Raw genomic sequence first — 25,931 nt, forward strand, 5'->3', positions numbered from 1 at the left:
AATGAATAAAAAGTGTCTAATTATAGATGATATGCACGAAAGCATAGTGTCGCTACTTGCCGAAATTGGTATAGAAGCTACTTATGCGCCTGGCATGACCCGAGCTGAAATTCTCAACACCGTTGGTGATTATGAAGGAATTCTGGTTCGATCCAAAACTACTATAGATAAAGAGTTTATAGACCATGCCCAAAAGCTCGAATTTATAGGTAGAGCTGGTGCAGGCTTAGATAAGATCGATGTTGAATATGTAGAAAGTAAGAACATTGAAATACTAAATGCACCAGAAGGTAATAGGGATGCTTTGGCTGAACATGCCGTAGGTTTGTTGCTCAGTATGTTGAACAATATCAATGCAGCAGACCAGCAGGTAAGAAACTGGATTTGGGACAGGGAAGGAAACAGAGGAGTAGAGCTTTCCGACAAAACCGTGGGTATTGTTGGCTACGGATACATGGGGCAGGCATTTGTTCAAAGGTTGCGCGCTTTCGACTGTAGAATTCTTGTTTACGATAAGTATAAGAAGGGTTTCGGAACAAAAAAGGTAGAAGAGGTTAGTTTAGAAAAGCTCTTTAGTAAGACAGATATTCTGAGTCTTCATGTGCCTTTGACACCAGAAACTAGAAGTTGGATAAACAAAGATTTCATTCAGCAGTTTAGAAAAGATATTCATGTATTGAACACAGCAAGAGGAGAGATTTTGCCCATCAAAGATCTATTGGAGTTACTTGATGACGGCAAAGTTTTAGGCGCTGCTTTAGATGTGTTGGAGAAAGAGAAATTCAATCAATTATCTGATGAAGAAAAGACTCGATTCGAAGACTTATTCAGTAGAAAGAACGTTGTGCTTTCGCCACATGTGGCAGGCTGGACTTTTGCTTCGTACAAGAGAATTAATGAAGTATTGGTGAGCAAAATAGCGACTCACTACCGCATAGAGGCTAATTAGGGTAGTTTCCAGTTATCCGAAAAATAGCTTAACTTTGTGGCTACTTAATCGCTCACGAGGCGATTTTATTTGTTTTAAGCGGTTTCGTTTCGAGACCGTTGTTTTTTTGTAGAAACACTAAATAATAGAGATATGTCAAGTGTAAGTTATTACACCGAAGAAGGTTTGAAGAAGTTGAAAGATGAACTTCAAGAGCTAAAGACGAAAGGAAGAGCCGATATGGCCAAGCAAATTGCTGAAGCCAGAGATAAAGGCGACTTGAGTGAAAATGCTGAATATGATGCGGCCAAAGATGCTCAAGGTCTTATGGAAATGCGTATTTCTGAACTAGAAGGCTTAGTAGGAAATGCTAGAATTAAGAAACAAGAAGATGTAGACCTTTCTAAGGTGTCAATTCTTTCTACCGTTAAAATCAAGAACTTGAAAAACGGCATGGAAGTAAAATATACGCTAGTATCTGAAAAAGAGGCCGACCTTAAATCTGGCAAGATTTCTTACGAATCTCCAATCGGCAAGGGGCTATTGAACAAGAAAGTAGGAGAGGTAGCAGAAGTAAAAGCACCTGCTGGCGTAATGGAATTTGAAGTTCTAGACATCACGCTAGACTAAGTTATTATGGCAAGTATCTTCACCCGAATTATTAACAGAGAAATTCCTGGTTACATAGTAGCTGAGAATGAGGATGCCATTGCTTTTTTGGATATCAACCCTCTAAATGAGGGACATACTTTAGTAGTACCCAAAAAAGAAGTGGATAAGCTCTTTGATTTGGATGAAGATACTTACCTCAAATTACAAGCATTCACACACAAGGTTGCACAGGCTATTGAAAAGACCATCCCTTGCCTAAGGGTTGGAGTAGCTGTTATTGGACTCGAAGTGCCTCATGCACACATACACCTTATCCCGCTTCATGGTATGCATGATATTGATTTCGGCAGACCAAAACTTAAATTAAGCCAAGAAGAGTTCGAAATTATTGCTCAGAAGATCTCATCAAATATGGCGTAGCTACCGAGGCCTGAATAAATAATTCAATCTTAATACGCTATTGGCGTCTTTTATAGTGCCATGTTTTACTTTCGGACAAAACATTCTTGGTGAAACAAGAGCAAGCTAAATTAGTATCGGACCGGGAGTTAATCCATTTAATTCAATCTGGAAATAGAATGGCCTTTAACTTATTGTATGATAAGTTTTGGGAAGAGCTCTTCTATTATGCATTCAATGTTTTGAATGACAGGTCTTTGGCAGAAGATGTACTGCATGATGTGTTCACCAATCTGTGGGTTAAGCGTGAATCTTTAGAAATATCAAACCTTAAGAGCTATCTTCTTGTAGCTGTTAGAAATAAGAGTATTTCTCAACTTTCTAAAGTGACCTTCACAGCAATAGACGAAGTCATAATTGACGGACTTTCCAGCGCTCCCGATGGGGAAACTCAGCTCAATGAAGAAGATTTAAGAGCCGTTATAGAAAGTGCAGCAGCGTCTTTACCTGAACGCTGCAAAGAAATTTTTCTCATGAGTAGGTTCAAAGAATTGAGCAACTCTGAAATAGCTGAGTATTACAATATTTCCGTTCGCACCGTAGAAAATCAAATCTCTCTAGCACTAAAACATATTAGAAAGTCGGTACGCGATGTGGGTTTTATAGTGCTTTTTCTATAACTGTTAGTGTCTACAGTCACCCCCCCCTCGGTACTTTACTCTGAGTTAACATCTAAGCACTAAAGTGACCGATTCATATCCCAAAAGTTACCCTAATATTAAATAGCAAAAACCTTCAAAATATCTGTGTGAGTTCTTGTCGCTAGCTCAGTCCTTATTCTGAAAAGCAGAAGAAATGACCAAGCGGCAATTTTTAGAATTGGTAAAAAAGTATGACGAAGGCAAGTGCTCTCCGCAAGAAGAGGCACAGCTAATAGCATACTGTGAGAAGGTGCAAGTTAAGCAGAGGCTTAAGATCAATTCCACTTTAGGTGAATCAGAGAAAAATAAAGTAAGAGTTAACCTCTTAAAGCGAATTGATAAATCTATAGACCAAATTGATTCGAAAAATAGGTCTGGTTGGCTAAAGTGGGGTTACGCTGCAGCATTATTCTTAGTGCTTGCTACGGCAGTATTTTTAGTTAGGCAGTATTCGCAGCCTACATTGTCCGACTTCTCAAATCAGATTACCCTTAAAATGGGAACCGAAGACTTGCTAGTCTTGAATAACTCAGACGAAAAGCAACTTATTGAAGTCAACGGTGAGCTTATAGCTTCTGTAGAAGATGGGGTGCTGGTTTATGAAAACAAAAGTTTGCCAATCGAGACCCATCAACTAAATGTCCCTTACGGTAAAACATTTCAGGTCAAATTATCAGAAGGTTCCCAGGTTCATCTTAATGCAGGAACATCTTTTAGCTATCAAACTAGTTACTTGCCTAGTCCGAACCGATTGGTGTCCGTCAACGGAGAAGCATTTTTAGAGGTAAGCAAGAATGCAGATCAACCCTTTGTAGTTCAAGCAAATGGTTTCAAAGTAAGAGTACTGGGTACAGCTTTCAATATCAATACCTATCAGGAAAATGAGGTTGACGAAGTTGTTCTGATTGAAGGAGAAGTTGGTCTGTATACAGAGACTAGTTTTTCCCGTGACAAAAGCACCATTCTAAAGCCTGGGTTCAAAGCCACTTTCAATAAAGATAGCCTACTATTTTCTACAGAACCTACGGTAACTGCTCCCTACACGGCTTGGACAAACGGTGAATTGATCATCAGGAACATGGCGTTTAGTGGCTTGCTCAAAATTCTTGAGCGCAGGTTCAACATAGAAATAGAGAATACTAATGCGGAGTTAAACGGAGAGCTTATTAGTGCCAATTTCGGCCAAAATCCGACTCTAGAGCAAGTGATGAACGATTTAGCCGTGCTCTATAAAATTTCATTCGAAATCAACGAAAACCAAATAACGATCCAATAACCAAAATGAAATATGCCTATGTAAAATCAGGAAGACCATCAGACAGCATATCCCTAAAAAACAAATCGGAAAATGTGGGGACATCTTCCGACTCAGGGATGTGAAGAAATTTCTTTCAACCACCAATTACGAATTATAAAACTATGAAAAAAATCAAATCACCTTGTAAGCTCAGGCCAAAATTCAGCTCAGGCCTGTTATTACAGATACTAGCTATGGTGTTGTTCTTTGGCTTTTCAAAGGCCAATGCCTCCAATATAACCTGGCAAGGCGCCAAGGTTACTTTACACTTAGAAAGCATACAAGTAAACAAGCTTTTAGATGTTCTAGAAGACTCAACAGACTACAGGTTCATTTATAAAGTGAGTGATGTAGATCTGGATAGAAAAGTATCGGTCAATGTTCAAGATGAGCCGATAGAAAAGGTACTCAAGTCTATCTTTAAAGGTACTTACACTGTTTTTAGAATTGTCGAGAATAAGGTTTACCTCACTAAATCCGATGAAGCCGAGGTTGGTAATGAATCTAAAGCGTTAGCCACAACTATTAGTGGTAAGGTTAGAGATACGGAGAATAATCCTCTTCCAGGTGCTTCGGTTCTTCAAAAAGGCACAACGAATGGTGTAATAGCCGATGCAAATGGTAACTATAGTTTAACTGTACCAGTAGATTCGTTCACCGTTAGGGTGTCATTTGTTGGTTATACCACTGTAGAGAGAACTATTACGGCATCATCTTCCAAACTAGATTTTGTCTTGAAAGAAGAGAGCCTAGGCTTAGAAGATGTGGTGGTGATAGGTTACGGAACCAACTCTAAAGAAAAAATGACTGGTGCTGTTTCTAGTGTAGATGCTACTGCTATTGAACAATATACTAGTACTAATGTAGATCAAGCGATTGTAGGTCGGGTTGCTGGAGTAGATATCCTTACCAACGCCAGAAATCCAGGTGATGGTAACACTATAACTATTAGAGGAGCAGGGTCTATCACGAGAGAAACGAACCCGCTAGTGGTGGTAGATGGCTTTCCCTTAGCGGAAGGTAGTTCATTGAATATTATTAATACCAATGATATTGAGCGAGTTGATGTGCTAAAGGATGCTGCCTCTACGGCTATTTACGGTTCTCGTGCGGCCAATGGGCTTATTATGATTACTACTAAAAAAGGTAAGAAAAGAGGCCCGACTATTAATTTTAGTTCTGTTTTTGGTTTGCAAGAGCGTTCTGGTTCTTATGATTTGCTGAATGCTTATGATGCAGCCAAGTTTTTTGCCGATGGCCGAAACAATGCATATCTAAAAAATCACCCTGATGCTGATATCAACGATACAGAAGCTGAGCGTCTGGCAAAAGGAGCCAATGTAAGAGAGCTTTTACTCGATTATACTTTGCCATACTTGAATGGCGAACAAGGGCTTACCGATTTCGATTGGGAAGATGCTGTTTACAGAACTGGTAATATTCAGAACCATTACTTAAACATTTCTGGAGCAAATGATGGTACGGATTACTCGGTTTCCTTAGGCTACAGCGATGAGGAGGGTATAGTAATTACTGCAGATCAGAAGCGATATACACTTAACCTTAAAACCAACACAGACATCAGTGATCAAGTGAGATTTGGGGTGAACGTAAATGGCATGTATGCAGAAAGAGGACTTACCAACGGAAGTAACAACTATCGTTTTCCGATAGACCCCGCTGGAAGAGCCATGGTTTATATGTTCCCATTCTTTTCGGCTTACGATGCTGAAAACGGAGCTGCTCATGGTTATAGTGTAGAAGAGCAAATACTGGCTAACCGTCCATACAATGCTAACATGCAGGAGAATCCGGTAGCTATGGCAGAGCTCTCTAAATACAAGCGAGAAGAGTTCAATACCTTTGGGAACGCCTATGTAGAGTTTGAGCCTATCAACAACCTAAAGTTGAAGTCGTCTTTGGGTTACCTTTACAACAACAAGTTTACAGATCAATTTGCGCCTATGCTTACAGGTTCTTACCGTAGGCTAATTAGCGAGCGAGATACTCGCCAAGGTTCTGAATCTAGAAACGACAGGTTAGATGTACTTTGGGAGAATACCTTAGACTATAAGTTCGATGTTAAGGAGCATTCATTCAACGTGCTTTTGGGGCAGAGTTACCAAAGCAGCGCATACAAATCCTTGAGTGTAACGGGTGCTGATTTCCCGAACGACATTATCCAGAACATAGATGGATCTACAATTCAAACAGCCGATGCCTCAAGAAGCAAGTGGGTGCAAATCTCTTATTTCTCAAGGTTGCTCTATAACTTCAAAAACACTTACTTCTTAACAGGTTCTATTAGAACTGACGGTTCTTCCCGCTTTGGAGAGGATAACCGATTTGGAACTTTTGGTTCATTCTCTGCTGGTTGGGTTTTTACCAACGAGAGTTTCTTCCCTCAAAACGATATCTTAACCTTTGGTAAGCTGCGCTATAGCTGGGGTACAACGGGTAATAACCAGATCGGGAATTACGCTCAGTACGCGTCAATCGGAACTGGGCGCGATTATCCTTTTAATGGAGCACTTCATCCAGGAGCAAGTCCATCTAGTGCGCCATCTCCTGGTCTTACATGGGAAACCAATACTTCGCACAATTTTGGGGTAGATTTCAGTATTTATGATGTGCTAGATGTAGAGGTGAATCATTACATCGCCAACATTAGCAATCTTTTGCTAGATAGACCTGTGCCAACACATACAGGCTTTAGTAGCTCACTTCAAAATGTTGGTGAGATGGAAAATAAAGGTTGGGAGTTTATCCTAAACACAGCAGGGCTTAAAGTTGGTGAGCTAGAGATTGGTTTGAATGCCAACCTTTCAACCAACCAGAATGAAATTATTTCATTGGGTGGTGCCGAAGAACTGTATGAAGGTGGAAGCCAAAGATTTATTACGCAAGTAGGAGGCTCTTTAGCCAACCTTTACGGGTACAAAATAATTGGCCTTTTAAAATCACAAGAAGAGGTAGATGAATATTTATCTAGAAAGTCTACTACACTTTCGGCCGAAGTAGGAGACTACATTTTCCAAGATACCGATGGCAATGATGTAATTAACGCTGATGATAGAGTCTCACTAGGCGATTATAATGCTGAAGTAAGCTATGGCTTCGGTTTAGACCTTGCCTACAAAGGTTTTGACTTTAACATGACCTTTAACGGAACGCTAGGTAGAGTGGCTTTCGATGAAATGACTTCTCGCTATTTGGAATATGGGGAAGCATTCTCAAACACAAACTACCATTATTTCAATAATTACTGGGATCCGGTTACCAATCCTGATGGTTTCTTGGCAGCACCAGATGCGTACGGAAATACTGAAACAAGGCAGGCTAGCCGTAACCCAACAAACTACAATGTCCTAGATGCAGATTATTTCAGAATTAGAGGGCTGCAGGTGGGCTACACTTTCCCATTCAGCCTATTAGACAGAGTTGGACTGAAACAAGCCAGAATTTATTTCTCAGTAAATAACCTGCACACTTGGACAGACTATAGAGGAATGAACCCTGATGGCGGAGATAATGGAAACCCATTGAACAGAGGCCATATTCACGGAACTACTTCCGTACCGCGCATTTATTCTACCGGAATTAACCTCACATTCTAACAGAAGAAATCATGTTAAAAAGACTATTCGCATTTACAATGGCGGTATGCTTATGCCTATCGTGCCACGATGATTTAGATCAATTTCCTGAAACAGGAATACTAACAGAAAATTACTACAATACTCCAGAAAGCGTGGAGTCTACAGTTACAGCAAGCTACAACAACCTGCAAGGACTTTATAGCTACTATATGATTCTTTGGGGAGAAGTGACTTCAGATAACGCTTATGTGCAAGCTCCAAACTCAAATGGTGGAGTCAGCTCTTTAGAAGACTTTTCATGGAGTACCACTACTGGGTTTGTTAACAGTATATGGAACAGTTCCTATGACGGAATTTTCCATACTAACATGGTCTTAGAGGTAATTGATGAGATTCAGTTTAGTAGTTCGGAAGTAAAGAATGTTAGAAGAGGCGAGGTGCTGTTTATTAGAAGCTTCTTGTACGACAACCTGACCACCATTTATGGTGATGTGCCTTTACTGACAAAAGTGACGGATCCATCGTATGCTTTTGATGATATAAGAACTTCTAAGGCTGAAGTTTACGATCAGATTGAAGCGGATTTATTGGAGGCTATAGACTTATTGCCTGTAACAAATGCTGCGGGTAGAGCAGATAAACAGGCCGCAAGAGCTATTCTCGCTAAAAACTATATGAAGCGAGGTATGTTTGCTCAGGCAGCTCAGCAATTACAGCAGATTGTTGGTAGCGGCAAATATTCGTTAGTAGATCTAGATGACCTTTACGGGGTAGAAAATGAAGGTAATGCTGAAGATGTGTTTAGCATTCAGTATGCTTCGGAATTGGATGGAAACAGTGAAGGAAGTGCTTATTACTACAATTTCACGCAACCAGATAATCAGGGAGGTAGAGGGGCAATGGCCATGGAGCCTGCCTTCTATAATTTGTTCGATGCTGCTGATAAAAGAAGAGACTTAATCAATGTTTCGGATAACGCCTACTATGCCAATAAATGGACACCTTCTCCCAACAACAATACTGGCGATGGTGGCGATAACCATTATGTGGTAAGATATGCAGATGTGCTATTGATGCTTGCTGAAGCACTGAACGAAACAGGCGGTTCTGCCGAGGCATTAACCCACTTAAATACAGTTAGAACCAGAGCAGGGTTGTCAGGAATTACCACTACCAATCAAGCTGTTTTAAGAGATGCCATTGCGCTAGAAAGAAGATTCGAGCTTTTTGGTGAAGGCCACAGATGGGCAGACCTATTGCGTAGCGGTAATGCCGTTAGCACTATGAACAACTTCTTTGCTAGTGAGGGTAAAAACATTGTAGTGCAAGACTTTAGGGTTTTGGCTCCTATTCCTCAGTCTCAGGTAGATATTACTGCTATGCAGCAAAATCCAGGTTATTAATCTTTATAACTGAAACTCATGAAAAACTTAAATAGAATATATCAATTCATTTTGTTTACCGTGGCCTTGACCTTTTTTGGCTGCGATGTAGATAGTACCGATTTCGATATTGATGATCGCGATGTATACATCGAGTCGATATTGATTGAAGCTAAGAATAATAGCTTTTTAGAAGCCGATATCGAAGCGGCAGTGGTTAACCCTTCACGATTAATTACGGCTTCTTTACCACCAGAGGCAGAAGGTCAACAAGTGGTGTTAACCATCAATTTGCCTAGTGGAATTGAAAGTACTCCAGCTTCAGGCCAAAGTGTAGCTGCTGGTGAGTCTACTCTTTTGGCCTATGGTTTTGGTCTGGAAGAAGAGTTCGATATTCAGTTAAATGTGCTAGCTCCATTTCAATCGGATAAAGAGTTTGTTTCTGTTTGGAGGGTAGATGCTGGGGGAGAGATAACCCTGCCACTTGAAGAAGATGGTGAGTACAATTTTAAAGTGTTTTGGGGAGATGGTGAAGAAGATATCGTAGCTGGCTACGATCTGTCTTCTGCCTCTCATACTTACGCTGAAGCTGGAGATTACCAAGTAGTTATTTGGGGAGATATCAACGGATTTAATTTTGATGCTACTAAAGCAAGCAGAGACAACATCATTGATATTACAGACTGGGGTCAGCTGAAGTTAGGCAACAATGGAGGCTACTTTAGAGGTTGTTCGAATTTACAGGTTTCCGCCACCAACGCCCCTGACTTGAGCGAGACGACAAACTTCCGAACCATGTTTAGAGAAGCTAGCTCTTTCAATAGTAATATTAATCATTGGGACGTTAGCGGAGTAACTAGCATGTGGGACATGTTCTATAAGGCAACAAACTTTGATCAGCCTTTGGACAATTGGGATGTTAGCAATGTTGAGACTTTCGAAACTATGTTTAGTGAGTCAGCTTTTAATCAAGATATCTCTTCTTGGGATGTAAGCAGTGCTACAACCATGAAAAACATGTTCAGAAAGTCACCTTTCAACCAACCAATTGGTAGTTGGAATGTGGCTAATGTTACTTCTTTCCAGTCTACTTTCAGAGATAACAAAGTCTTTGACCAAGACCTTTCAGGATGGGGAAATAAACTAGGTAAAGTAGTTACCATGAGAGAGATGTTCCGTGGTTCTAGCTACAATGGCGACCTTAGTGCTTGGGACATGTCTAAAGTGGAAAGTATGTGGGACATGTTCAAAGATGCGGAGTTTAATAATGCATCTATTGCCAATTGGGACCTAAGTAGCATGGACAATATGGAAACCATGTTTGGTGGTAAGAACTGTAAGTTTAACCAAGACATTAGCTCGTGGGATGTAAGCAATGTGGTTAACATGCAAAACTTGTTCAAGGAGAACCAGGTGTTTAATCAAGACCTTTCTGGTTGGGACGTAAGCAACGTGAAGTGTAACCTAGACTTCGATACAGATTCCCCTAACTGGGAAGATGCTCACAAGCCACAATTCTTAGTGAGTAAATTCGATAATAACGCTTTCTGTAGCAGGCCAAATTAGATTAGTTGTTTTAGAGAAGAGGGCTTTTTTACCCTCTTCTCTTTTTTGCTTCCATTTTTTATGAAAAGTCTAACCATGAAAATTCTTGTAGTATTTCACTTACTCTCTTGTTTGTTAGGAGCGTCTTCTTGCGAGTCTGAGGAGGTGAACCCAGACGCTGAGCCAGACCCGGCAACTCCTGTAGAGACAAGAGACTCAACCAACGCCATCTATCGGCAATTCTTTTTTACCGGGACTCACAATTCATACTCTGGTAACCAAAATGGATTGAAGAGGGAGGGAATTAAAACTCAGTTGGCCAAAGGGCTTCGGTTTTTTGAATTCGATATGTTCTCTTTTTATACCGAAGAATTACTTTCTACGGAAACCACAACAAACTTTAAGCACCTAACACTAGAGCACAATGAGAAAGCATACCTCTTTTCGCTAGATAAAACCACTGGCCTGGTAAGCATAAAAGACATAGCAACTGGTCAGCAGGTTTATGAGAATTCTAGTGCCCTATGGACCGCAGGTGAAGCGGAGGTTATTACTTATAATTTTCAAGGCAGAACTTATTTGGTAGTTTATTATAGTCAGTCGGGAGAGTTGATGGCTTATGACTTTTCTGACAACGGTTTAAATTTGGTGAAGCAGCAGCGTTTAACACCTTCAGATTCGGAATTAAGATTGTTCGCCTTTCAAAATCAGCTTTACTTATCTCTTCACAATCAAGATGATCAAACTGTTTCCTTGTATCCGTTCAGTACTCAGGGAGCAGAGCCGCTAATAGGAAATCGGAAGCTCATTATCGATGGGGTTAGTGCTGATATGACAGTTACTCCTTTCGTACAAAATGAGCAGCTGCATATATTTAAGCACAATCAGAAGTACGTTTCGAGCTTTAGCATTACACCGATTGAAACATCTACTTCTACTTGGTCACAAAAAGGTGAAGTAAGCGGTAATTCTTCTAAGCTTGTGGGTAAAGTAAATGCTATTTATTCCGGTGAAAAGCTGTTTTTGAATGCGTATTTGGCGAGCGGGCAAATGAATAGTTTTCAGTTTATTCTTGATAATGGAAAGCCCAATGTTGTGGAGGAATACAATGGGGAGATAGACTTTTTAGCTGGAGCTAATGTTGAGCTTTTCGCTGCTAACAGTGGTTTTTATGCACAGTTAAAGCAGTCTAACAAAATGCAACTAGCAAAATTGAATATTGGAGATTTGGTTCTTGGTCATGATGCGCCAGGAGATGAGGTAGACCTTACCGTAGATAACCCAAGTTCAATTTTACTGAAAGATTGGATCAGCTATATGGCCAATTGGAGCGATGAAAATCCTAATCATGAGCCGCTCTTTATCATGACAGAGCTGAAAGAATATGAACACTGGATGGCCGGTGCCAAATGGCAGAATATTATAAAGTTAATGCAAGAACAGTTTGGTGAGAAGTTGAGGTATCATAGTTCAAGCGGTTTTTACAATGAAGAGCTAGTGGAGGCCAGTAAGATTGTAGATGGAAAGACTTTGTATTATATGGATGAGAACGGGTCGAAAGAAGGTGGACTACTAGGGAAAGTGATTCTATACATTCAGCCGAATAACAACATCACTAAAAGTGATCATACCAATGATTTTAAGCCTTTTAATACTACAGACGGCATCTTACAGTCCAACTTTATTCAACTTAAAAATTATAGGGTGAATAATAAGCTGGTTTCACCAGACTGGAGAAAGCCAGGTAACTATGGGAATGATGTCGGTAGATTTATTGATGCTAAAGATGACAGCTATATCAGCAGAATCTTTCACATGCAAAGTTCAGCTGGCAACAGCCAGTATGCCAATATTAGATGTACAGATGTAATGTTTGCTGTAAGTGATCGGCCTTTCGACTCTGGTCCTTATGCTAATTATGTGAAAGAACAAAAAGCAAAGAACTCAATGCAGCCTTTGGTTGGTTGTAGTAAATGATATTTATCTCGTTGAGCAGGTACATGACATCGCAACTCTTAAAGAGTAATTAGATTAGGTTTAGGATAGTAATTCTATAGCGATGTTATGTGCTCTGTTCTCTTATAACTACACTTTGTATTTAGTTAATTGACTCAACTAAAACAAAAACAGGGCTATTTCTTGTAGCCCTGTTTCCTTTAACAATAACGTTTAATCTGATTACTCTTGTAGTAATACTTTGTTGATTACGTGTACAACACCATTTTTACCTTGTACATCTGTAACTACAATTGTAGCCACTGCACCAGATGCGTCCAAAATTTGTGGGTTAGCACCACTCAAATCTATGGTGAAAGTGTTTTCGTTAAGAGCCTCAACAGACATATCGTCTGATAATTGAGACGATTGAAAGTTTCCTTCCACAACATGATAGGTTAGCACGTTAGCCAATTCAGCAGCGCTTAACTGTGCAGTTACACCAGCAATGGCCTCAAAAGCATCGTTAGTCGGAGCAAATACTGTAAAAGGACCATCAGTTTGAAGAGTAGCTACTAAGTTACCCTCAGCTGCTTGAAGTGCACCAACTAATTCGCTGAAGTTAGAGTTCTGCATAGCAATATCTACAACGTCTACATCGGCACTGATCACATTATCAATTACGTGAATCACTCCATTACTAGCCATTAAATTTGGAGTGGTAACAGTTGCGTTATTGTTCACAACAACTTGATCACCATTATTTATATATAATGATAGCTTAGTTTCATTAGGGCCAGTGGCATTCTCTGAACTCACATAGTTGTCACCAGCTTGTAAATCGGTAGATAAAATAGTGCCGGCCACCACATGGTTCAATAAGATCGGTCTTAAATCTTCAGCGCTTAGATTATCTAGGTTGGTAATACCTGCTTGCTCAAAGGCATCATCGGTTGGGGCAAATACTGTAAAAGAACCGCTTCCGTCAAGTACTCCGTCAAGGTCTGCTTTGATCAATGCAGAAGTTAATATGGTGAAGTCATCGTTCGATGCTGCAATTTCTGTAATGGTCTGTGATTCTGAACCTGGAGTAGACGGATCATCATCGTCACAGGCAACTACAATGAACACTAGAGCTAAAAGGAAAGACCATATTTTAATATTTATTTTACTTGTTTTCATAATAATGCATTTAGTTTTATAGATGTCCTGTCAACAAGATGTATGTACATATGTTTGGCTTTTTTAGCACATTTTTTTTAGAATGAATAGACTGTAGTTAACATGTTTTATTCTGTTTTTTGAATTAGACTGATCTGTTTCGGTTTTAGAGAATCTTAAACAAAAAAGTTTTTAGAGGGGATAGAGCGATCAAGTTATTATAGTAGTCTTACTGCACATGAGAAGTTTTCAAATTCTATTTGGTATTCCTTCATCATCACCAAATTCGCATGTGTTTTATGTATAAAAGTTAAATGTTCTGAGTGATATAGGGAGGTTATTAACAGGGTAATGAAGAAGGTTCAGGAACTCTTTGTTTAATTTCTACATTTTCAATCGTTTGCTTAAATAGTATTTTATCTACCATCAATTTATATACTCTTTCAGACTATATTTAGCCAATAGTAACCGAACTGTTCTTGCAGGTTTTCAGTTGTAGCATACATTTGCACCAATAATGGTTAAGGCATTCATAAAATACTTCCTTGCAGTATTGATCCTCTTTCTGAGTGTATCTATTTATGCTTTGCCACTAAATCAGAAAGCTCCTGCTGATCAAACAGATCAAGCGTCTGTAGAAGAGCAACATCTGCTTCATAATGTATCCGATGAAATAGCTGCCACACTCTATGTTTCTAAGTCGAAACATCATTTGGAACCATATGAAATTGAGCTGGAAGAAGATGATGATGAACGGTCAAGTCTGTTAAAAAGAGCATCTAGCACGAGTAAATATCTTCTAGTGCTATGTTTAGCCCTTCTTCTGGGGTATTACCACAATCCAATTAAGCTTCGCTCGCCTTCTAACGAGCAATCCTACCATTTTTCATTATTCAAATGGTGTGTTCTGTTCCAAGTGTTCAGAATATGATACCATTTAGAAATTGAGAAGCTCTTTCTGAGTACTCAATAATCCCGAATTATTGCTAAAGCCTAAGATTAGTGTGCTTGGTCACACCCTATCTCTTGTGTTTACGCAATTCTAGAACCCCAAAATCAAAATCATTTAAAAAAGTAAAATAATGAACAAGAGAATTCTCTTTGTCATAAGCCTGTGTACCATGGTTTGGTATACAAGCTGTGAATCAGAAAAACATGAAGAAGGGCATCATGGCCACCTAGATGCGACATTTCAAGTGACTAGCCCTGTTCGAATGGACACCACGCAAACGTTAAACTATGTCTGTCAGATTCATTCTATCAGACACATTGAGCTAAGAGCCCTGGAAGAAGGTTATTTGGAAGAAGTCTATGTCGATGAAGGCCAGTTTGTTAAGAAGGGCCAGAAGATGTTTAAGATTATGCCAATGCTTTATGAAGCCGAGCTGAAAAAAGCACAGGCAGAAGCGCAAGTAGCCCAAATTGAATATCAGAATGCTAAGTCTTTGGCCGACCAAAATATCATTTCTCAGAATGAGTTGGCCTTAGCAGAGGCACACTATAATAAGGCAAAAGCTGAAGTTTCCTTAGCAGAAGTACACTTAGGGTTTACTGTTATTAAAGCTCCTTTCGATGGAATTATGAATCGTTTGGAAGCTAGAGAAGGTAGCCTTTTAGAAGAAGGCGAATTACTGACTTCTCTTTCTGATAACAGTAAAATGTGGGTTTATTTCAACGTACCTGAGGCTGAATATCTAGATTTTCAGACCAATGCTAAGAAAGGCAATATGGCTGAAGTCAATTTGTTAATGGCCAATGGAAAAGTCTTTGCTGAGACAGGAAAAGTGGAAACTATTACCGGAGAATTCAATAATGAAACGGGTAATATCGCTTTTAGAGCAACCTTCCCTAATCCTGACGGGCTTTTGAGACATGGAGAAACTGGCTCCATACTTATGAGAGTTCCTCTCGAAAATTCGCTGCTAATTCCTCAAAAATCCACATTCGAAATATTGGATAAGCGATATGTGTATGTAATAGATCACGAAAACAAGGTGCGTTCAAGACAGATCAGTGTTTTGGCAGAATTACCACACTTGTTTGTGGTAAATGGTGGTATAGCTGAAGATGAGAAAATATTGTTTGAAGGGCTGAGATTAGTTCGTGAAAACGATGAAATCCACTTTGACTTTATTGAGCCAATTAAGGCCATATCAAACCTGGAACTCTATTCAGAATAATTCGGAGACCAAAAAAGCTTAAAGATGTTTAATAGAATATTACACAGGCCGGTTTTCGCTGTCGTGATTTCGGTCGTAATACTTTTTGTTGGGTCTCTGGCAATCAAGCAATTGCCCATTTCCCAATTCCCGCAAATAGCACCAACAACTGTCAGTATTTTCATAGCCTATCCGGGCTCAAGTGCCGATGTTTTGGTTCAGTCTACTCTGATTACGCTAGAGAACGCCATTAATGGTGTTCCTGGTATGCGATACATGTCTACAGATGCCACCAGTGCAGGTGAGGCAACACTGAATGTGATTTTTGAACCGGGCACCGACCCCAATATGGCTACTATACAAGTCAAGACACGGGTAGATCAGGTAATGCCCCTCTTGCCGGAACTAGTTCAGCGAGAGGGGGTAATCATCACACCGATTCAGCCAAGTATGCTTATGTATGTGAACTTGTATGCAGATAATGAGCAGATAGACGAGAAGTTCCTTTTCAACTATGCTACAGTATCCATGATTCCTGAAATTCAGCGGATTAATGGTGTGGCTAGAGCTCAAATTTTGGGTAGCCGTAGGTACGCTATGCGTGTTTGGCTGAACCCAGATAGGATGAGAGCTTATAATATCTCTGTTGAAGAGGTAATGGAGGCCATGCAAGAACAAAGTATTCTTGGTAGGCCGGGTAGAATAGGGCAAAGCTCGGGTATTGAAGCACAGTCGCTAGAATATGTACTGACCTATAAGGGTAGATATAATAAGCCGGAAGAATACGAGAGCATTATCATTAGAGCCAACTCGGAGGGGGAAAGTATTACACTTGGCGATATCTCGGAGATTGAGTTAGGTAGTGAATTCTTCGATATCTATTCAAATTTGGATGGTCACCCTTCAGCCGCAATTGTACTGAAGCAGAACTATGGTAGTAATGCCAGTGAAGTAATCGATGAGGTGAAGGATCTGCTGGAAGAAATGAAGGCAACGTTCCCTCCGGGTGTTGATTATAAAATCAGTTATGATGTTTCTCAGTTCTTGGATGCCTCTATAGAAAAGGTAATTCATACCCTTGGAGAAGCCTTTATTTTGGTGGCAATTGTGGTATTCGTCTTCCTTGGAGACTGGCGTTCAACCTTGATCCCAACCTTAGCGGTGCCCGTTTCGCTGGTAGGAGCCTTCTTCTTTATGCAGATGTTTGGGCTGTCCATTAACCTAATTACACTTTTCGCTCTGGTCTTGGCCATTGGTATTGTGGTAGATGATGCTATTGTAGTAGTGGAGGCTGTGCATGAAAAAATGCATGCTAAGAACCTGAGTCCGTATAAGGCCACGCAAGAGGTTCTCCATGAAATTAGCGGAGCCATCATAGCCATTACCATGGTAATGACAGCGGTGTTCGTGCCATTGATTTTCATGACAGGTCCGGTTGGAGTTTTCTACCGTCAGTTCTCAATCACTATGGCTTCTTCTATTGTATTATCATGTATTGTAGCCCTTACTCTTACTCCAGTATTGTGTGCTATGATTCTGAAAAACAATCATGGAAAAGAGCGGAAGAAAAGTCCTATGGCCAAAGCTTTCGATGCTTTCAATAGACGATTCGATAGGTTTACCGGTAGATATGCCGGCTTGCTAAAGAATATTGTGAGTAAGCGAATGGTTACTTTCATTATTCTAGTTGGCTTCTGTGCTGGAGTATATTTTGTGAACAACTCTTTACCAGCAGGTTTCATTCCGGGAGAAGATCAAGGAACAATTTATGCTATTATTCAGACACCTCCGGGTTCAACACTTGAACGTACCAACCAGGTAGCTCAACAGCTGCAGAAGATTGCCGAGGAAGTTGAAGGCGTAGAGTCGGTTTCCTCACTGGCTGGTTACGAGATTATGACTGAAGGTAGAGGTTCTAATGCCGGTACCTGTTTGATCAACCTGAAGAACTGGTCGGATCGTGAACATTCCGTGAAGGAAATTATGGAAGAGCTGGAAGAAGAGTCTAAAGGTTTGGGTGCCATTGTAGAGTTCTTTGAACCGCCAGCCGTACCTGGCTTTGGTTCATCGGGTGGTTTCTCCATGAGGTTGCTAGATAAGAACATGAATACAGATTATCTGGACTTCGACAAGATCAACCAGCAGTTTCTGGAAGACTTAGGGAAACGACCAGAATTGACAGGTTTGTTTACCTTCTTCGCTGCTAATTATCCTCAATATGAGTTGGTTATAGACAATAAAGCTGCTATGCAGAAAGGTGTGTCCATCGGTAGAGCTATGGAGAACCTGAACATTATGATTGGTAGTACCTATGAGCAAGGCTTTATTCGTTTTGGCCGATTCTTTAAGGTTTATGTGCAGTCCGCTCCTGAATTTAGAAAGCTTCCTTCTGATGTATTGAATATGTACATCAAGAATGAAGAAGGAGAGATGGTGCCTTACTCTTCGTTTATGAAGCTGGAGAAAAAGCAGGGACCGAATGAGATCACTCGTTTCAACATGTATAACTCAGCGGCCATTAGGGGGCTTCCGGCTAAAGGCTATACAACAGCTCAGGCTGTAGCCGCCATTAGAGAAGTTGCTGCTGAGACCCTGCCAAAAGGTTATGACATTGCCTGGGAAGGTCTTTCTTACGATGAAGCAGAGAGTGGAAATCAGTCGGTTTACATCTTCATCATCGTACTCATATTTGTTTATCTGGTTTTAGCTGCTCAGTATGAGAGCTTCGTTATTCCTTTGGCAGTGATCTTCTCACTTCCGGTTGGGGTGTTTGGCTCATTCTTATTGCTAAAGCTTATGGGCTTAGATAACGACATCTATGCTCAGATTGGACTGATTATGTTGGTTGGTCTCTTGGGTAAAAACGCAGTATTGATTGTGGAATTTGCTGTTCAGAAACACAGACAAGGTTCTACCATTTTTGAGGCTGCCGTAGAAGGAGCTAAGGTACGTTTCCGCCCAATTTTGATGACATCATTTGCCTTTGTGGCTGGTCTTATTCCTCTGGTTAGAGCTACAGGAGCTGGAGCTATTGGAAACAAAACCATTGGTGCATCAGCCATGGGCGGAATGTTGTTCGGTACCATTTTCGGAGTCATCATCATTCCGGGTCTCTATTACATTTTCGCCAAAATGGTTGAGGGCAGAAAGCTCATTCACGATGAACATGACAGACCATTAACTGAAGAGAGATAATCATGAGTAATAAGTATATAAATAAATGTGTAGGAATAGCCTGTCTGACCTTAGTCTTATCGGGATGCGGGGTTCCTGCTTTGGTCGAAAAGACGGCTAATTCGTCAGTTCCTGAGAGCTTTGTAGGCTCTCAGGATACTACGAATACCGCTCAAATGAAGTGGAAGGAGTTCTTTACAGACCCTTATTTGGTCTCGTTGATTGATACAGCACTGAACAATAATCAAGAGGTGAACATTATGCTTCAGGAAATTGAAATTTCCCGAAACGAAGTAAGTGCCAAAACGGGGGAGTATCTGCCTTCTGTGAGTTTAGGAGCAGGTTTGGGAGTTGATAAAGTTGGGAGATATACCCGTAATGGTGCTGTTGAACATAATTTAGAAGTAGATGAAGGAGAGGAGTTTCCGGAACCACTTGGCGATTACATGGTAGGCGCTTTTGCCAATTGGGAAGTAGATATCTGGAGAAAACTCAGAACTTCTAAGAAATCTGCATTAACCAGATATCTGGCTTCTGTTGAAGGCAGAAACTTTATGGTGACCAATCTAATTGCAGAGATCGCTAACTCTTATTATGAGCTATTGGCTTTAGATACGCAGTTGGATATTGTGAATCAGAACATCCAGATTCAAAGTAACGCTTTGGAGATTGTGAAATATCAGAAGCAAGCAGCTAAAGTTACGGAGTTGGCGGTGAAGCGATTTGAAGCCGAAGTTTTCAATACGAGAAGCTTGCAATTCGATATTAAGCAGCGAATTGTTGAAACGGAAAATAAAATCAACTTTCTGATTGGGCGATTCCCTCAGTCAGTTTTGAGAAGTACAGCTGATTTTAACGAGTTGGTTCCAGCGACTATTCAAGCTGGGGTTCCTGCCCAGTTGCTTCAGAACCGTCCAGATGTTCGTCAGGCAGAATTGGAATTAGAGGCAGCCAAGCTAGATATCCAAGTAGCTAGAGCTAACTTCTACCCATCGCTTGGAATAACAGGAGGTATCGGTCTCAACGCGATCAGTCCTAAACATCTGATAAGCTTTCCGGAGTCCATGATTTTTGGATTAGCAGGAGACTTAATGGCCCCATTGGTTAACAAAAAGGCCATTAAAGCTGAATATCAGAATGCAAATGCCAAGCAGATTCAGGCCATTTATGAATACGAGCGAACAATTCTGAATGCCTATATAGAAGTGGCTAATCAGCTGTCCAACATTTCGAACCTACAACAAAGTTATGACTTGAAGGAGCAGCAGGTGAATGCACTTACAGAGTCTATCAGCATTTCGAACAACTTGTTTCGATCTGCTAGAGCAGACTATATGGAGGTTTTGCTGACTCAAAGAGATGCCTTGGAGTCAAGATTCGAGTTGGTAGAGACTAAAGTAAGGCAAATGAATGCCGTAGTTCATGTTTACCAGGCACTGGGAGGTGGCTGGAACTAAGAAATAGTTATAGTTAGTAGTTTAATTTTAGTTTGTTTTGGTTGGAAAAGCCGTTCTGCATTCGTGGAACGGCTTTTTGATTTTAAGATTAGTCGGCTTTTGCAAGTCCCAAGACTATGGCTAAATCATTGGTGATATTATATGACCAGATTTCAGGCTGCTGAGAGGATCAGGGTTCAGATTTAGTACTTCTTATAAACTCCTCTTTAACGATTTCCTTTAGCACGGTTATGCGGCTTGCAAAGCATTTCGCAGTTCTTCGTATCTGTTGCACCGCCTTTGCTCCAAGCTGTTACGTGGTCGGCATCCATGTCTTTGAGCGCCCAAATCTTGGTCTTGTTAGAGTCATGACCAATGGCACAGTAAGAACAGTTGCTCTGGCCATTAGCTTCCGCCTTTTTGGTCTGAGTAGCATATACTGATTTCTTGGTGGCCTCACTGAATACACGCACGTTCAGTAGTTTGGTGTCTTCTGAACCGCCAAGAATGTATTCAAAAATGCCACGTTTATCGGTAATGAACGAATCTTCAATAAGTGCTTGTACTTGCTCGGATACTTTCTTCGGGTCGTAGGGCTTTTTGTGGTGTTCTTCATAAAGACGACCCCATTCCAAACCGCACATTTCCTTCTCTACATCTATAAAGATAGTACTGACCCAATCGATAACGCTGTTGAAGTAGGTCTTCAGTTCGTTGATATTGGTATCCTTACGGTGGCGGCTCATGTAGTTGTCTATGTTGCCCTTGCTCACCCAATCGAGTGCGCATTGCAAAAACTCCTGCCTGTTGGCACTGCCCTTTACATAGGCCGACCATTTCTGAATATTGGCGTTCTGCGTATTGCTGAATTCTTCCTTAGCCAATGTGACGAAAGGCCCTGAATAGATGGCATTGAGCAACTCTTGTGCATTGAGCGGAACACCCGCAATGTTAATAGTCTTGAACCATTCCTTTATCTCGCTTTCCTCGCCTTCGCACACATAAATGGTGAGTTTGGTATTGAGAATTCGCTCCTGCTTGTCTTTGGAAATGCCGCTGAAGTACTGCTCCATGCCATTCTCGTCCTTTACGGCAAAGCGGTTGGTAACATACCGCCCGAAACTGGTAATGCGCTGTTGTCCATCCAATACTTCATACTTGTCTTCGGCCACCTTTACAAAGTAGATGAGCCCCAAGGGGTATTCCTTCAATAAGGATTCTATAACGGCTACATCTCGTTTGCCATCTGCATAGATATAGTTGCGTTGGTATTCGGGCTGTATGGTCAGTTGGCCTGCCAAGCCGAAAAGCCCCTTGCCTTCCAGTTCGTTATAATGGAATCCCTCGCAAATGGCGGCTATGGTAATATCGGTTTTGAGTGTGGTTTTCATTTCACTGGTTTTTTGTGTTTGATAACGATACGGTCGTACATCCTTCGATATGTGCCATCGTCATTTGGGATATAAAAACGTGGGCCGCCTTGCATGTAGGTGCCTTTTTCGGCTATCTGTGAGATTGGTACTCCAAGTGTTCGACTTGATCCAAGTATCTCAAACTGATCGGGGTTATACTTGTCAAGAAAGCTGATTGGAACTCCCATAGCTCCTTTAAAATCACTTGGAATAGCATCAGTAAAAGGCACTTCAATAGCATCAAAATTTGCGTATCTATCATATGCCTCTTGGCCTTTCAACTTCTTGTGAAATTTCAAATTGTCCGTCATGCTCATCAATTGTAATGGTTGATGACGTTTTCCATGGTCAATGGTAGTAAACCAGCAAACATTGCGGAATTTGACCAATCCTGTCTCAGGATAATAAACACCTTCTCCATACTCCTCAGCAAATGGTGTTGCAAAAAAAGCGTTGCCTGCATGAAAGCCATTTCCTAACCACATCTTGTTCTCCTTAATCAACGGAAATACCTCTTTGTAGGTAATGGCATTCATATTTCCAATGATCACGAACTGCTTATCTGCTTCCCGTATCCACTTCAAAAAATCACGAAACAGTGAGAAAGGCGGGTTGGTAATGATGATGTCGGCCTCATTACGTAGGGTTTTTACCTCAGGGCTGTTGAAGTCGCCATCACCTTTCAAGTAATTCCATTCCAGATCGTCCACATCTATTTTGCCATCTCCTGAAATGTCGCGAGTTAGCGTAAAGATCTTGCCCTTTTTTCGTGTCTTCTTGCTGTCATATTGAGGGGCGCTTTCCTCAAACATAGTCACTTGGTAACCGTTCTTGTAGAGTTTGCTATCTACTGCATAGCTGGTGCTAATGAGTTTCTTAAGCCCAAAACGCTCAAAATTCTGCGCAAAGAACTTGGTAAAGTTGCTCCATTCAGGGTCATCGCATGGTAAAAGAATGGTCTTGCCCTTGAATACATTGGGGTTGTAATCGAGGTAGGCATTTATTTCTTTTTCTATATCGTGGTACTGCGTATAGAACTCATCGTTCTTGGCTTTCTTTGCAGCTGTAAGGTTGGTATTGGCCATAGTCTTATTCTATACAGGTTTCGATAGTAGCGTTTAATTCAGGGTATTTGCTAAAAATATTGCTCACCATTTTTCCAGTTCCTTTTCCATGCTGGTTGCTAAAAGCATATGTTTTACCATCAAATATTAATAATTGATCATCTCCATTAAACCACCGAGCTGGATCATATTTTCTCTTATTTAACCCAATATATTTCTTTTCAAATTCTTGGGTTGACTTACAAATTTTATCCACAGAAATCCATCTTCCCTTTCCGGTAAACTCAATGAGTAGAGCTGGTGCAATTCCCGAATCAACACAGTGCCTTATTGCTAAGATCATTGTTTCTCGTTTATTCAAGCTTTTATGAATGACTCCATTAAGGTTGAGATTGAATTTGGTATAATCTCTATTGCTTTCACGTCTGGCCTGTCTTTGTTCTGTTGTCTTTTCTCTTAGTTTAACTTGATAGTCTGCAGTTTCTGGGGGTGGAATGATCTGCTGAATATCTAGGTACAATCGATCTCCGTCTTTTTGAGGAGTGATGCGGATACATTTAATGTCTATTTCAAAATCTATAAGCCAAAGCACCGAGTTGGTGATTTCTTTTGAAAAATCTGCTGAGACAAGGATGATTCTTACTTCATTTCCGAAGGCATCTTCATTACTCTCATCCCACTCTAAAAATTCCAATATGGCAGCCTCAGCATTAGTTTCATGGTTTCCTTTTCTTGAGAGATAACTTTGGTGAGCCTTTACAGCTTTGTCAAAAGTTAAGTGAGCCACCATTGAGGCATATCGGATGGATTGTAATTCCATATGGCCGCCATCTTCTGTGCGTTTTAGTTCAACTACCACCAAGTTCGCTGCTTTATCCAGGCATAGAATGTCTACCTTTCTTCTACTGTCTTCCCAATCTCCAAATTCGCTCGCTAACACATAGAGTCCTGGCTCTATTGCATCAATTGAATTGATGATGAATTTTTGTAGATCCCTTGCCTCTAGAATGTGCTCATTGGCAAAAGAGGTCTTTTCTAATTCTATTAATTTCTCATCGCTGAGTTTGAAGATGGCCATCTTGTGTGATTCTTTTAAATGAAAAGGTCAATTCGCTGCCTTTCATGATTAGTTGAAGTTTAAAATAAAATTAAAGTCTGAGATTTTTCAACCCTAATCTTTTAAATAGGTAGAAAGGAGTTTAGTATGATGTAAACACTTATGATGCTCTTCTCAGTTTGCGAATGAATATATACCGGGAACTGCGCTTTGCTTGCAGAATGGCTTGCAATAATTATTTACATATGATATGATGAAAATAGACTCTTAGAATTAATCGAGGAGTAATTGACTAATGACCAATCAACTAATGACCAATTTCCTACTTCACCCTTCCCGGATTTTCGCTGATAAAGCTTTTCCAACTAGCGGAACGAGATTGAGCATTTCCGTTCTGAAAGTGATGACAAATAGCAACGCCTAGCGCATCGGTAGCATCGAGCATTTTCGGGAGCTCTTTAATGTTGAGCAAGGTTTGAAGCATGGCTGCTACTTGCTCTTTTGAGGCATTTCCATTTCCGGTAACTGATTGCTTTACCTTCTTAGGAGCATATTCAGTAATAGGAATGTCTCTGGCCAAAGCGGCTGTCATGGCAACTCCTTGCGCTCTGCCTAGCTTCAGCATAGACTGAATGTTTTTTCCGTAGAAAGGTGCTTCCAGAGCTACTTCATCCGGGTGAAATTCTTCTATAATGGAAGTGACACGCTCAAAAATCTTCTTGAGTTTGAGTTCATGGCCAACGTATTTCTTCAAGTGAATGACGCCAAATTGAAGCAGTGAAAGCTTTTTTCCTTCTACTTTAATCACTCCATAACCCATTACACTGGTGCCGGGGTCAATACCGAGAATAATCTTTTCCTGAATCGCTTTTGCCATTGGTGGCAATATAAGCAAAAGCCTAGGTCAATGCTTTTTCCGATTCATTGAACTTCTCTTCCATCGTTAAGTAAAGCTTAATGGCAAAAAACATAAGGATTGAAGGACCTAACCCAGAAAACAGTGCCACGTATAGCTGGTTCCACTCCGAGAGTTCTGCGATTCCAGTAATACTATAAAGCAACTCACCATAAGGTTGGTTGGGCAGAAAAAGACTAAGGAAGAAATTGGATCCTAAATGCATGCCAATGGCCATTGTCATGGAATTGGTTTTGTGGTAGGCATATGCCCAAACAAAGCCAGCAACTCCCGTGATAAGCAAGATGTAAATCATCGGTACAATAGCGCCACCAAACATGTTGTAGGAAAACCAGTGATAGACTCCAAAGATCAACGAAGTAATCCAGATGGCTTTTTTAGGCCCTATCCGCTGAATTAGAATGTAGAGAAGTGCACCTCTATACATCAGCTCTTCTGTTAAAGCCGACTTGAAATGATACCAAAATGAGCTGAATAACTCTTCTGGATTAAATACCGGGTTAGCGGTAAACTCAAAGGACTTGAACTGCGCTTCAAAAAAGAGAATTATCGCGCGAATAAGCATGACCGAGGCCAGTCCATAGCTGAACTGTATTAGAGCTTTCTTAAGCGGAAGAAAACCTAAAACCGATAAACCCTTTTCTTGAATAAAGACTAGTAGAAGCCAAGAGACCCCCAGAATCACCACAATACCAATCATTGTCAGAATATTTTAAGCTACTGTTTTTTTCTCCACAGAAAGAGTAAGCCAAGGCTTAAGACAATTAGTATTCCTGTATAGAAAAGATAGAGTTCAAAGTTCGTTTCTGGAAACTGACTCGATTGCGCTAAAAAAGCAGCCGATAAAAGGATTGTGCCAAGTACAAAAGCTAAGCTGATTATCCTTTTTTTAGCCAGATTTCCTTTAGCACTAGGTTCAACAGGCTTTTCCTTCGAGCTTAAAATATCTAAAGAGAAGTTCAGGTTTTTAGCCAACTCATTTAAAGTGTACTGTCTCGGATAAACCTCTCCATTTTCAATTCTCTGAATAGACCTAAGGCTAACCTTGCATAAATCGGCCAGCTCTTGTTGCGTGTAGTTAAGGTCTGTTCTCTTTTCTTTTACTACAGAAGCAATCATCTTATGTTTTTCTGTCTGCATTGTAAAAGTATCTA

At 40.5% G+C, this 25,931-nt stretch carries 20 protein-coding genes; 13 read left to right on the forward strand and 7 right to left on the reverse strand.

Annotation, left to right across the window (positions count from 1 at the left end):
- Position 1 precedes the first annotated feature (1 nt).
- From AWW68_RS10040 to AWW68_RS10080, 9 genes are all read left to right on the forward strand, one after another.
- The gene (locus tag AWW68_RS10040; RefSeq protein ID WP_068220259.1) at positions 2-949 is read left to right on the forward strand and encodes an NAD(P)-dependent oxidoreductase; all 948 of its coding nucleotides are present in this window, start codon (positions 2-4) and stop codon (positions 947-949) included.
- 132 nt (positions 950-1,081) lie between these two features.
- Positions 1,082-1,558 carry a transcription elongation factor GreA gene (gene greA, locus AWW68_RS10045; RefSeq protein WP_068220262.1) on the forward strand — a complete coding sequence of 159 codons (477 nt, stop codon included), beginning with the start codon at positions 1,082-1,084 and terminating at the stop codon, positions 1,556-1,558.
- A 6-nt stretch (positions 1,559-1,564) separates the two neighbouring features.
- Positions 1,565-1,960 carry an HIT family protein gene (locus AWW68_RS10050; RefSeq protein ID WP_068220265.1) on the forward strand — a complete coding sequence of 132 codons (396 nt, stop codon included), beginning with the start codon at positions 1,565-1,567 and terminating at the stop codon, positions 1,958-1,960.
- 89 nt (positions 1,961-2,049) lie between these two features.
- A complete protein-coding gene (locus tag AWW68_RS10055) occupies positions 2,050-2,619 on the forward strand; it encodes an RNA polymerase sigma-70 factor (protein ID WP_157717604.1) in 570 nt (189 codons plus the stop codon).
- A 175-nt stretch (positions 2,620-2,794) separates the two neighbouring features.
- Positions 2,795-3,916, forward strand: coding sequence for a FecR family protein (locus AWW68_RS10060; RefSeq protein WP_068220270.1), 1,122 nt, complete (start codon positions 2,795-2,797; stop codon positions 3,914-3,916).
- Positions 3,917-4,059: 143 nt separating this feature from the next.
- Positions 4,060-7,554 (forward strand): TonB-dependent receptor, encoded by a 3,495-nt coding sequence (locus AWW68_RS10065; RefSeq protein ID WP_068220274.1) that lies wholly within the window; start codon positions 4,060-4,062, stop codon positions 7,552-7,554.
- Positions 7,555-7,565: 11 nt separating this feature from the next.
- Positions 7,566-8,939 carry a RagB/SusD family nutrient uptake outer membrane protein gene (locus AWW68_RS10070; protein ID WP_084375649.1) on the forward strand — a complete coding sequence of 458 codons (1,374 nt, stop codon included), beginning with the start codon at positions 7,566-7,568 and terminating at the stop codon, positions 8,937-8,939.
- Between the two features lie 18 nt (positions 8,940-8,957).
- The gene (locus AWW68_RS10075; protein ID WP_068220280.1) at positions 8,958-10,484 is read left to right on the forward strand and encodes a BspA family leucine-rich repeat surface protein; all 1,527 of its coding nucleotides are present in this window, start codon (positions 8,958-8,960) and stop codon (positions 10,482-10,484) included.
- A 75-nt stretch (positions 10,485-10,559) separates the two neighbouring features.
- A complete protein-coding gene (locus AWW68_RS10080) occupies positions 10,560-12,440 on the forward strand; it encodes a PI-PLC domain-containing protein (RefSeq protein ID WP_157717605.1) in 1,881 nt (626 codons plus the stop codon).
- Positions 12,441-12,641: 201 nt separating this feature from the next.
- Here the strand turns inward: AWW68_RS10080 and AWW68_RS10085 are convergent, their stop codons facing one another.
- Positions 12,642-13,580, reverse strand: coding sequence for a fasciclin domain-containing protein (locus AWW68_RS10085; protein WP_068220287.1), 939 nt, complete (start codon positions 13,578-13,580; stop codon positions 12,642-12,644).
- A 496-nt stretch (positions 13,581-14,076) separates the two neighbouring features.
- On the opposite strand from AWW68_RS10085, the gene AWW68_RS10090 reads away from it, so the two are divergent.
- The 4 genes from AWW68_RS10090 (at position 14,077) to AWW68_RS10105 (ending at position 20,349) form a co-directional block, all read left to right on the forward strand.
- Positions 14,077-14,490, forward strand: a complete 414-nt coding sequence (locus tag AWW68_RS10090; RefSeq protein ID WP_068220290.1) for a hypothetical protein — start codon at positions 14,077-14,079, stop codon at positions 14,488-14,490.
- 151 nt (positions 14,491-14,641) lie between these two features.
- Positions 14,642-15,739 (forward strand): efflux RND transporter periplasmic adaptor subunit, encoded by a 1,098-nt coding sequence (locus tag AWW68_RS10095; protein ID WP_068220293.1) that lies wholly within the window; start codon positions 14,642-14,644, stop codon positions 15,737-15,739.
- Positions 15,740-15,763: 24 nt separating this feature from the next.
- Complete coding sequence (locus tag AWW68_RS10100) at positions 15,764-18,913, forward strand: efflux RND transporter permease subunit (protein ID WP_068220296.1); 3,150 nt, start codon at positions 15,764-15,766, stop codon at positions 18,911-18,913.
- A 2-nt stretch (positions 18,914-18,915) separates the two neighbouring features.
- Positions 18,916-20,349, forward strand: a complete 1,434-nt coding sequence (locus AWW68_RS10105) for a TolC family protein (protein ID WP_068220298.1) — start codon at positions 18,916-18,918, stop codon at positions 20,347-20,349.
- 206 nt (positions 20,350-20,555) lie between these two features.
- Here AWW68_RS10105 and AWW68_RS10110 read toward each other — a convergent pair whose 3' ends face one another.
- From AWW68_RS10110 to AWW68_RS10135, 6 genes are all read right to left on the reverse strand, one after another.
- On the reverse strand, positions 20,556-21,719 hold the full coding sequence (locus tag AWW68_RS10110; protein ID WP_068220301.1) for a GmrSD restriction endonuclease domain-containing protein: 1,164 nt from the start codon (positions 21,717-21,719) through the stop codon (positions 20,556-20,558).
- Entirely contained in the window at positions 21,716-22,825 is a 1,110-nt protein-coding gene (locus tag AWW68_RS10115) for an adenine-specific methyltransferase EcoRI family protein (RefSeq protein ID WP_068220305.1), read from the reverse strand. The genes AWW68_RS10110 and AWW68_RS10115 overlap by 4 nt, the downstream gene beginning before the upstream one ends.
- Positions 22,826-22,829: 4 nt before the next feature.
- Positions 22,830-23,882 carry a PDDEXK family nuclease gene (locus tag AWW68_RS10120; RefSeq protein WP_068220308.1) on the reverse strand — a complete coding sequence of 351 codons (1,053 nt, stop codon included), beginning with the start codon at positions 23,880-23,882 and terminating at the stop codon, positions 22,830-22,832.
- A gap of 301 nt (positions 23,883-24,183) precedes the next feature.
- Complete coding sequence (ruvC, locus tag AWW68_RS10125; protein ID WP_068220311.1) at positions 24,184-24,738, reverse strand: crossover junction endodeoxyribonuclease RuvC; 555 nt, start codon at positions 24,736-24,738, stop codon at positions 24,184-24,186.
- Between the two features lie 22 nt (positions 24,739-24,760).
- Entirely contained in the window at positions 24,761-25,477 is a 717-nt protein-coding gene (locus AWW68_RS10130) for a CPBP family intramembrane glutamic endopeptidase (protein WP_068220314.1), read from the reverse strand.
- 17 nt (positions 25,478-25,494) lie between these two features.
- On the reverse strand, positions 25,495-25,917 hold the full coding sequence (locus AWW68_RS10135) for a helix-turn-helix domain-containing protein (RefSeq protein ID WP_068220317.1): 423 nt from the start codon (positions 25,915-25,917) through the stop codon (positions 25,495-25,497).
- Positions 25,918-25,931 lie beyond the last annotated feature (14 nt).

Origin of the sequence: Roseivirga spongicola (assembly GCF_001592965.1) — a bacterium.
In the GTDB taxonomy this organism is placed as follows: Bacteria; Bacteroidota; Bacteroidia; order Cytophagales; family Cyclobacteriaceae; genus Roseivirga; species Roseivirga spongicola.

Excerpts from the sequence above, each read along its gene's own strand:
- AWW68_RS10040 (WP_068220259.1), top strand. The coding sequence starts at position 2 with ATGAATAAAAAGTGTCTAATTATAGATGATATGCACGAAAGCATAGTG.
- greA (WP_068220262.1), top strand. The coding sequence starts at position 1,082 with ATGTCAAGTGTAAGTTATTACACCGAAGAAGGTTTGAAGAAGTTGAAA.
- AWW68_RS10050 (WP_068220265.1), top strand. The coding sequence starts at position 1,565 with ATGGCAAGTATCTTCACCCGAATTATTAACAGAGAAATTCCTGGTTAC.
- AWW68_RS10060 (WP_068220270.1), top strand. The coding sequence starts at position 2,795 with ATGACCAAGCGGCAATTTTTAGAATTGGTAAAAAAGTATGACGAAGGC.
- AWW68_RS10065 (WP_068220274.1), top strand. The coding sequence starts at position 4,060 with ATGAAAAAAATCAAATCACCTTGTAAGCTCAGGCCAAAATTCAGCTCA.
- AWW68_RS10070 (WP_084375649.1), top strand. The coding sequence starts at position 7,566 with ATGTTAAAAAGACTATTCGCATTTACAATGGCGGTATGCTTATGCCTA.
- AWW68_RS10075 (WP_068220280.1), top strand. The coding sequence starts at position 8,958 with ATGAAAAACTTAAATAGAATATATCAATTCATTTTGTTTACCGTGGCC.
- AWW68_RS10080 (WP_157717605.1), top strand. The coding sequence starts at position 10,560 with ATGAAAATTCTTGTAGTATTTCACTTACTCTCTTGTTTGTTAGGAGCG.
- AWW68_RS10085 (WP_068220287.1), bottom strand. The coding sequence starts at position 13,580 with ATGAAAACAAGTAAAATAAATATTAAAATATGGTCTTTCCTTTTAGCT.
- AWW68_RS10090 (WP_068220290.1), top strand. The coding sequence starts at position 14,077 with ATGGTTAAGGCATTCATAAAATACTTCCTTGCAGTATTGATCCTCTTT.
- AWW68_RS10095 (WP_068220293.1), top strand. The coding sequence starts at position 14,642 with ATGAACAAGAGAATTCTCTTTGTCATAAGCCTGTGTACCATGGTTTGG.
- AWW68_RS10100 (WP_068220296.1), top strand. The coding sequence starts at position 15,764 with ATGTTTAATAGAATATTACACAGGCCGGTTTTCGCTGTCGTGATTTCG.
- AWW68_RS10105 (WP_068220298.1), top strand. The coding sequence starts at position 18,916 with ATGAGTAATAAGTATATAAATAAATGTGTAGGAATAGCCTGTCTGACC.
- AWW68_RS10110 (WP_068220301.1), bottom strand. The coding sequence starts at position 21,719 with ATGAAAACCACACTCAAAACCGATATTACCATAGCCGCCATTTGCGAG.
- AWW68_RS10115 (WP_068220305.1), bottom strand. The coding sequence starts at position 22,825 with ATGGCCAATACCAACCTTACAGCTGCAAAGAAAGCCAAGAACGATGAG.
- AWW68_RS10120 (WP_068220308.1), bottom strand. The coding sequence starts at position 23,882 with ATGGCCATCTTCAAACTCAGCGATGAGAAATTAATAGAATTAGAAAAG.
- ruvC (WP_068220311.1), bottom strand. The coding sequence starts at position 24,738 with ATGGCAAAAGCGATTCAGGAAAAGATTATTCTCGGTATTGACCCCGGC.
- AWW68_RS10130 (WP_068220314.1), bottom strand. The coding sequence starts at position 25,477 with ATGATTGGTATTGTGGTGATTCTGGGGGTCTCTTGGCTTCTACTAGTC.
- AWW68_RS10135 (WP_068220317.1), bottom strand. The coding sequence starts at position 25,917 with ATGCAGACAGAAAAACATAAGATGATTGCTTCTGTAGTAAAAGAAAAG.